The following is a 7,078-nucleotide window of genomic DNA, read 5'->3' as shown; positions in this document are numbered from 1 at the left end:
AGTGGTTACAGTTTCAATGAGTCCGCGACCAAGGTAGGGAATCTACACGACCATTGCCATCGCTCACGTATTCTTAGTGAGGTTGGAGTTTCCGTTGCAGGAGGATCGCGATTGCACAGTTGTTTGGGCTCTTAGAGCTGTTGTCGTTTAGGTTGGGTCATAAGCGTCGTATCCGGATGCGGCGATGTAGTTGCGGCATTCCGTTGGGTTGAAGGCTGCGAAGGCCCGGGCGATGGCTGCCTAAAGGTCTGGGACGGTTCGGGCAGCGGCGGTGCGCAGCCTTCACTCCAAAGGAATGCCGCAACTACATCGCCGCCGCCGGATACGACGCTTATGACCCAACCTAAACGACAACAGCTCTAAGAGCCAAAACAACTGTGCAATCGCGATCCTCCTGCAACGGAAACTTCAAACTCAATAAGAATACGTGAGCGATGGCAATGGTCGTGTAGATTCCCTACCTTGGTCGCGGACTCATTGAAACTGTAACCACTACGAGTTCACCGGTACGCGCGAGACCGTCAAGACGATCGACGCATGTCTCTTACCCTAAATTGAGGATTTGTATTTAACCAATAAATCTGCTCTCTCAGAATGAGACGCGTCACTATGGTTCACTCCTTTCTTTTCCCGATCGAAGTGCCTGCTTTAACATTTCGCCAGTACCAACGGAACCTTTTTCCGCCTTTCGACCGAGAGTGTAATAATTACCTCACGCAGTTGTATACAATGCTTACAATTCGGCCTGAAAGGGCAGGGCTCTGGCGCCTGGTTGGTCATTTTTCAGCCGACTGATTCAAAGGACTGCCAGACACGCCGGATGAACTATTTACCTCTACTCTAAGTACATCTCCAGGGTGTAACATCTCAGACGCTGATACATAACGAGTTTGTGTTTCGTCACCGATACGTGTTGTAAGCAAGTACCGGACTAAGGAAATATCACTAAATTCTTTCTCCTGCGTATTTAATATCGATGAGGAATGGTTTAATAGCTGAGAATTCGCGTCTATTTTTTTTGCAATTAAAGCAATCCTTAATCTTAAATCCCCCGCCTCACGCGAAATATCATCTTTATGTTTTTGCTCAACCTCAAGAAGGTCTCTAGCACTCCTAGATAACGCCTCTTTCGCGCGAATTGATGCAAGCTGCACGTCTAGTAACGTGCCTTGATACGCTGCAACATTCTGTTCAGCTGCTAATTGCCTTGTTGTAATGGTCAGGCCTCTATTAGCAAGCGATCGGACTTGCTCAAGATCGTTGTTTGATAATTCAAGCTGCTTGCTGACCGTTTTCTCTTTATTATCTAACGTTGATATCTCGCTTTTCAAACTCTCTTGCTGTCGTTCAATCGCAGTTCGTTGTGCTTTTAATCCAGAGCGCTGACTCACGAGGGTTAAAGTTTCATCGCTTAAAATCTTTTGGGCCTCAGGCGTGTTATATTGAGAATTCATATTTCCCGGTAAGTTGATACGGTCTGACCCGGCAGCGTCTGAATCGAGTCTAGCTAATCTTATTGCGAGACTTAACTTTTCGGTTTCTAAAGTTTTAGACTCGCCGAGCTGTGTCAAGGCATCCTTTTGGTAACCAAGTATGGTTGCTGTTGATTGCCTTAATAGGCCACCCGCTATGCTGACGGCCTGAAGAATGGTAAGTCCTGGTCGAAACTCGTAATCCCCTGGTTTTTCGACGGCCCCCATTATATAAAATGGTCGAAATTTAATAATCTGAATTGAAACTTTCGGGAGCTGTGCGAGGCCCACCTCGTTCTTGACAGAGTTCGCTACTAGACTCGAAATTTCAGCCGTTGTTTTTCCAGTCGCGTTAATTTCTCCAACAAGCGGCAAGGATAGTTGCCCTTCTGGGTTTACATAGAATTCTCCGTCGAAAGATGACCACGCATGAGCATCTCCAGATCCGGCTCTGATGTCGTTTACTCGAATTTCTATCTTATCCTGTGGGCCTAGTAGATAAGTGTCCCTGCCTGCGGCATTAACAGCAGGTGATACTATCAAAAGTAACGATATCCAGATGCCTTTTGAAATATTGCTATGTGACACAAGCCGTCTCCGCTTCGAGTTACTCTGGTATAGCATTTGGCGTTATCGATGTCTCGCGCAATCGGCCGTAGTTTGCGTTACCTTCATTCTTCAATGAATTCGCGATGCGCTCATAAATTTAACAGATTTATATCTATATAGCGATTCCAGCCCTTTGGGCATGAGTTCGTCACACCAATATCGGCGGCAGAACGCCGTTCGGTAATGTCAGCTTTGGATTCATGTAGTCTTGGATGAAACTTGTAATATTGTGTTAAAGAGTGGGGTATAGGAAAACGTGAAATTTGTTGGATTTAATCGCCCTTGGTGATTTGCATTTGTTTTGATTAAAAGATGGGTTAAGCTTGGGCCTCCGCGCTTGCGACTTCGAATTTCGTTGATTTTCACATCTCTGATGCGCTAGTGCACTGTTTTAGACGGAAGGTTCAGGGGGTTGGCTTAGGGCTGCGAGGATATCGGTCACCGAATTGATCCATACGGAAGGTCTGGCGCGTCGGTTGTACCCGGCGATGTAGCGTTTGATCCTCTGTTTGGTCCTAGCATGTGGTGTGACGGATCGAGCCTGAAGCGTTCGGGCTCTTTCGTCCAGGTCTGGCAGATAAATTCGTAGGGGGTTGAGGCATCGCAGGGTCTTCAGCCGGCGACCGTAATTTTAGGCCTCCACGAACAGTTGCAGGTGGCGGCGCAGCTCGTCGTTGTCGATGTAATGGTAGCGCTTGACCGTGGCGTCCTTGATGGTGCGGTTCATCCGCTCGACTTGGCCGTTCGTCCACGGGCAGCGTGGTTTGGTCAGGCGATGCTCGATTTTGGTCTGCTCGCAGGCCCATTCGAACGAATGCCAGCGGTACAGGCCGGCCCGTCTTGGTTCGCCCAGTAGGCGGCCGCCTTCGCTTCGGCCTCCGCGTTCACCGGCTTGTTGTCGGTGAACTAAATGCCGTTGTCGGTCGGGACCGTGTGGATCGTAGGGCACGGCCGCGACCAGATCGCGTAGAAAGGCCGCTGCGATCCGCTGAGTTGCCTTCTCGTGAAGTTGAACGAAGGCAAACTTGCCCGTGCGGTCGATGGCCACGAACGGGTGCAGCTTGCTCTGTTCGGTGCTGACCTGTGCGATGTCGATGTGGAAGCAGCCGATCGGGTAGGCTTTGAAGCGCGAGCGCTTCGGCTTTTCGCCGTCGACATTCGGCAGGCGGCTGATGCCGTGGCGCTGCAGGCAGCGATGTAGCGACGAGCGCGTCAGGTGCGGCAGGCTCGGCTGCAGCGCATACAGGCAGTCGTCCAGCGGTAGTAGCGTATGCCGCCGGAAGGCGACGACAACCGCCTCGTCCTCCACGCTCAGCACGCTGGAGCGCGGCTCCTCGGGACGTGAGAGCCATCTGCTGGGCTTCCGAGCGGAGGTTGCTGCGATGGCTCGCGGTCCCAAACCAGCCGAACTTCATCTGAGCGCGGACGAGCGTGCGCGGCTGGAGGGCCTGGTGCACCGCCGCAACGTCGGTCAGGCGCTGGCCCAGCGTGCGCGGATCGTGCTGGCCTGTGCCGAGCCTGGCTCCACGAGCACCGGCATCGCCCGCAGCCTCGGGATCAGCCGTCCGAGCGTTACGACTTAAAGCTCTGACGCCGGCAAAACGCATACAAGGCAGTAAGATTTTTAAAGCGATGGCAGTTAGTTGGCGGAAAAGCACGTGGTGTGTTCGGTTGCGTCTATGTACTAGCGTGCCCGCTTCCTGGCCCACCGCTTCGACGGTCTGGTCGACCTGCCCCGTTCAGGTGCGCCTCGTGCCAACGAGGACACGGCGATCACGATGATTACCCTCACTCTGAAGAGCCAGCCGGAGGAAGAGGCTGGTGCGCCATTCCGTCATTTAACGAAAGACGACCAGCGAGTATTAAGCCGTATCGGCCGCCGCAGGCGAGACCATCATGCGAACCGTCGTCGATACGGCACGACTTTTAAAAGGAAAGCCATTCGCTGCCGTCATCTAAACCGTTGGTGCTTAAAATCTTTCATGACACGAACACGTACCTTCAAAAATAAACAATTGCAGTTCCTAAAAATTCGATCGTGGACTATCTCGGTGCAGCAAGTGTGGACGACGGCAATTAATAGCGACAACCCGATCTGTGTCTTATTCTGCCCTTCCTCTAAGCTACGTTCTTTGTAGATTCATGAAAGAGTTTTTTTTGCTAGACTCCTCGACATCCAGGGCGGGAACTTGTTCCTAATAGTCACAATATTTTATGTGAAGTGAGGAACTTGAGTTGGCTACCATATCAAATCGGATAATTTATGCCACAAGAGAGAAGCCTTGCCCTATCAGAAAAATACAAGTAAGCCAATGAGGTAATTATAAGCGATATATGACAATTTCCCGGCCATGGTCATGACGGCGATTATGCCTCCAATCATATTTTGACGTCTTTCCGTTATTAAATATGGCAGCGACTGGAATGGCCTATCAAGGCCAAACGAGACTGGATCTAATATTTGACCGACCTTGCCGAAAATTTGTTCCATCAATGCGTATTGCTTTATTAATGCATTCGCCTAAGAGGACGTTCTTTCTTGCTGATGCGGGAAAATATGATATACGACCCTGTGATATATGCGATGGTACTCTTTGTATTCTATACTTTCTGCAAGCTCGTCCGGTGGTTCGCAATCGTCTTTACAATTCGGCTGAAAAATTCAGATTGGTGGCCGTTCCCGATTGTTTAGATGGGAGCGTAAATTACAGATCGAAGAATAATTTATTTTTTTAAGAAGCATGAAATTTAGGTCATGCACAGCGCGCTTTATGTGCGGAAACTGAGTAGAGAGGAACCATCGCGTGTCTATGGCGAAAAATTCGGTGGTAGGTGCTGTACTAGGCGGCCTAAAAATTTCTATACAGTTGGTCACGTTGCCTGTTATAGCGAGTTATCTTGGTCCGAAAGAGTTTGCCGTTTACGCTTTGGCCCTACCGGCAATTACTTTCTTTCTCGTGCTAGCCGATGCTGGAGTGGGAGGGACACTGTCGCGCGAAGATGAGGCCAATGAAATTGTTTGGTCATCATCTTTTTGGGCCATATTGATTTTATGTTTTCTTCTGCAAATCGTTGTTATTTTTATCGGTCTGCTAATAGCCTACATTTCAGACGAGCCTTCATTGTCGAAACTGATGATATTATTATCATTTTCCTTGCCAATAATGGGTATTACTAATGTACCTGCCGCGCGTTTAAACAGAAGGGGGCGAATACAGTACTTGGCAGTTTGCGACTTATTTTCTTCAGCACTTGGAGCTTTTTGCGGAATCATTTGTTCGATAAAAGGCATGGGGGCGATCAGCCTTGGCTTCCAATTTGTTGTAAGTTTTTTGTCGAGATCATTTTTAATCAACTTAGCCGCATTCCACATGCCATTATTTCACTTTAGCTACAAAGCTGTCACGAAGCATATTGTTGTTAGCACAACGATAGTTTGTAGCAGGCTAACCGAGTTTGTTGGTAGAGCAGTGGAGAATATTGTATTCCAAAATATATATGGATCAGCGCTGTTAGGAAATTACAATTTGGGCTCTCAAATTTCGAGGTTTTCGTGTGAGGCTGTTGGTAACCCAGTCTGGGCATCTCTGTACGCTCAGGCTTTGCACGAAGATAGGAGCCGGCTGGCTGAACTAACTCGACGGACTCTAGTAACGGTATGCTACGTTCTATTTCCAATTGCAGCATTGCTAATAACATCTTCAGCGCCTTTATTTTCTATCATAATGGGAAATAAATGGAACGACGCAGCTTGGATAGTGGAAGTTCTAATCTTTTTTAATGCTTTAAGTACAGTATTCGGACTTATCGGGGCGGTGCTAACAGCTATCGGCGCTCCCTTGTCGATTTTGTACGCACTCGGCCTGCTATATTTAAGTCGTATTCTGTCTGTAGTTGCGGGAGCGGTTTTCGGTGTCTATTTTTCTGTGCTTGCAATAGGCCTTTCGTCCCTAGTGTTTATTGTTGTTTTAACTATAGGAGCAGGACGCAAGTTTGGATTTAATTTTTACTCGCTATCTTCGATCAGAAAGCCATTTGAAGCAAGCCTAGCCGTCGCATTGGCTAATTATTTAATGATCAGTTATCTTCCCGGCTCAATTTTTTATCTATTGATTTCATACTTATTGGCAGGCATTCTATATACTATTTTGGTGTATTTAATAGACGATCCGGATTTATCGCCGCTGTTGTCGAAATTTAGGGGGCGCTTGAGGTGAAGAGACTGCTTTACAATAAATTCATTATACTGCCTTCTTTTTTAACCGCTATTACTGGCCGCCCCTAATGCTTTTTAAGCGCAGGAATATTGAGCCCTAATTTTCTGACGGGATCTTCGACTGAAATTATTTCCATCTAATCAAAACTCTTCCAAGGCTACGCTTCAGGTTTGATCATGTTTTTTTTGTCGGGCATTTAGAATATCGGTATTTTCAGAAATCCTTTTATGTTAAATTTTCAATGCAGTACAGTACATCGGGAGTTGGCTATAGGCTACACTTTCATGTAAGTATCCAGACTGGTTTTTTTATTTATTGAGCGACCGATATGCTTTATTGACCTGAGAGGCGTTTTATAATGAGCCTTCGATGAATGCTGCGATCGAAGCGTTGCAAACTTAATCGGATCCGAACCCTAATGCTGGGTTTAAAGTAAAAAGGTCGGATGATTAAAGGAAAGTTGCTGGCTAAGGTCGAACCGCGGCGGCGCTTTCTGTCCGACAACAGGGGGCGAATCGTCGATGAATTGTTCGAGACCAGCCGTTTGATCCCGTGGCGTGGTAGTACGGTTGACTATCATGTTGCGAGGGATGCGCAGCAGGCCAAGTTTTCCATGGAAGCCCCACAACGACTGAGCGACTGTGTTGAAGGTCAAGTCTCGAGGGGCTGCCAGGGCGTGCGGTCGCGGACGATGGCGTTGAGCGTCACCAGGGGCTTTCGCATCACTGCCACGAGGGCGACCTTCCTCAGCCGGCCACGCCCAGTGAGCCGCTCGTAGAA

General features: G+C 48.3%; 2 protein-coding genes and 3 pseudogenes. 2 read left to right on the top strand and 3 right to left on the bottom strand.

Going from position 1 to position 7,078, the window contains the following annotated elements; all coding sequences use genetic code 11:
* Positions 1-776: 776 nt before the first annotated feature.
* A complete protein-coding gene (locus tag MKK65_RS03485) occupies positions 777-2,060 on the bottom strand; it encodes a polysaccharide biosynthesis/export family protein (RefSeq protein ID WP_243955330.1) in 1,284 nt (427 codons plus the stop codon).
* A gap of 531 nt (positions 2,061-2,591) precedes the next feature.
* Positions 2,592-3,420: pseudogene (locus MKK65_RS03480) on the bottom strand (integrase core domain-containing protein); the annotation flags it as partial.
* A 13-nt stretch (positions 3,421-3,433) separates the two neighbouring features.
* Between MKK65_RS03480 and MKK65_RS31490 the strand changes: the two are divergent.
* Together MKK65_RS31490 and MKK65_RS03465 are read left to right on the top strand one after the other, a co-directional pair.
* Positions 3,434-3,961, top strand: a pseudogene (locus MKK65_RS31490) (hypothetical protein); the annotation flags it as partial.
* Between the two features lie 930 nt (positions 3,962-4,891).
* Positions 4,892-6,298, top strand: coding sequence for an oligosaccharide flippase family protein (locus tag MKK65_RS03465; RefSeq protein ID WP_243955332.1), 1,407 nt, complete (start codon positions 4,892-4,894; stop codon positions 6,296-6,298).
* Positions 6,299-6,949: 651 nt separating this feature from the next.
* Here the strand turns inward: MKK65_RS03465 and MKK65_RS03460 are convergent.
* Positions 6,950-7,078, bottom strand: a pseudogene (locus MKK65_RS03460) (IS110 family transposase); the annotation flags it as partial.

It is taken from the genome of Methylobacterium sp. J-001 (assembly GCF_022829565.1).
Classification (GTDB): Bacteria; Pseudomonadota; Alphaproteobacteria; order Rhizobiales; family Beijerinckiaceae; genus Methylobacterium.
The sequence above is the reverse complement of the archived record's forward strand: the minus strand, read 5'-3'. Positions and strand labels throughout refer to the sequence as shown.

Bases quoted from the DNA above. Each gene is read 5' to 3' on its own strand.
- MKK65_RS03465 (WP_243955332.1), top strand. From the start codon at position 4,892: ATGGCGAAAAATTCGGTGGTAGGTGCTGTACTAGGCGGCCTAAAAATT.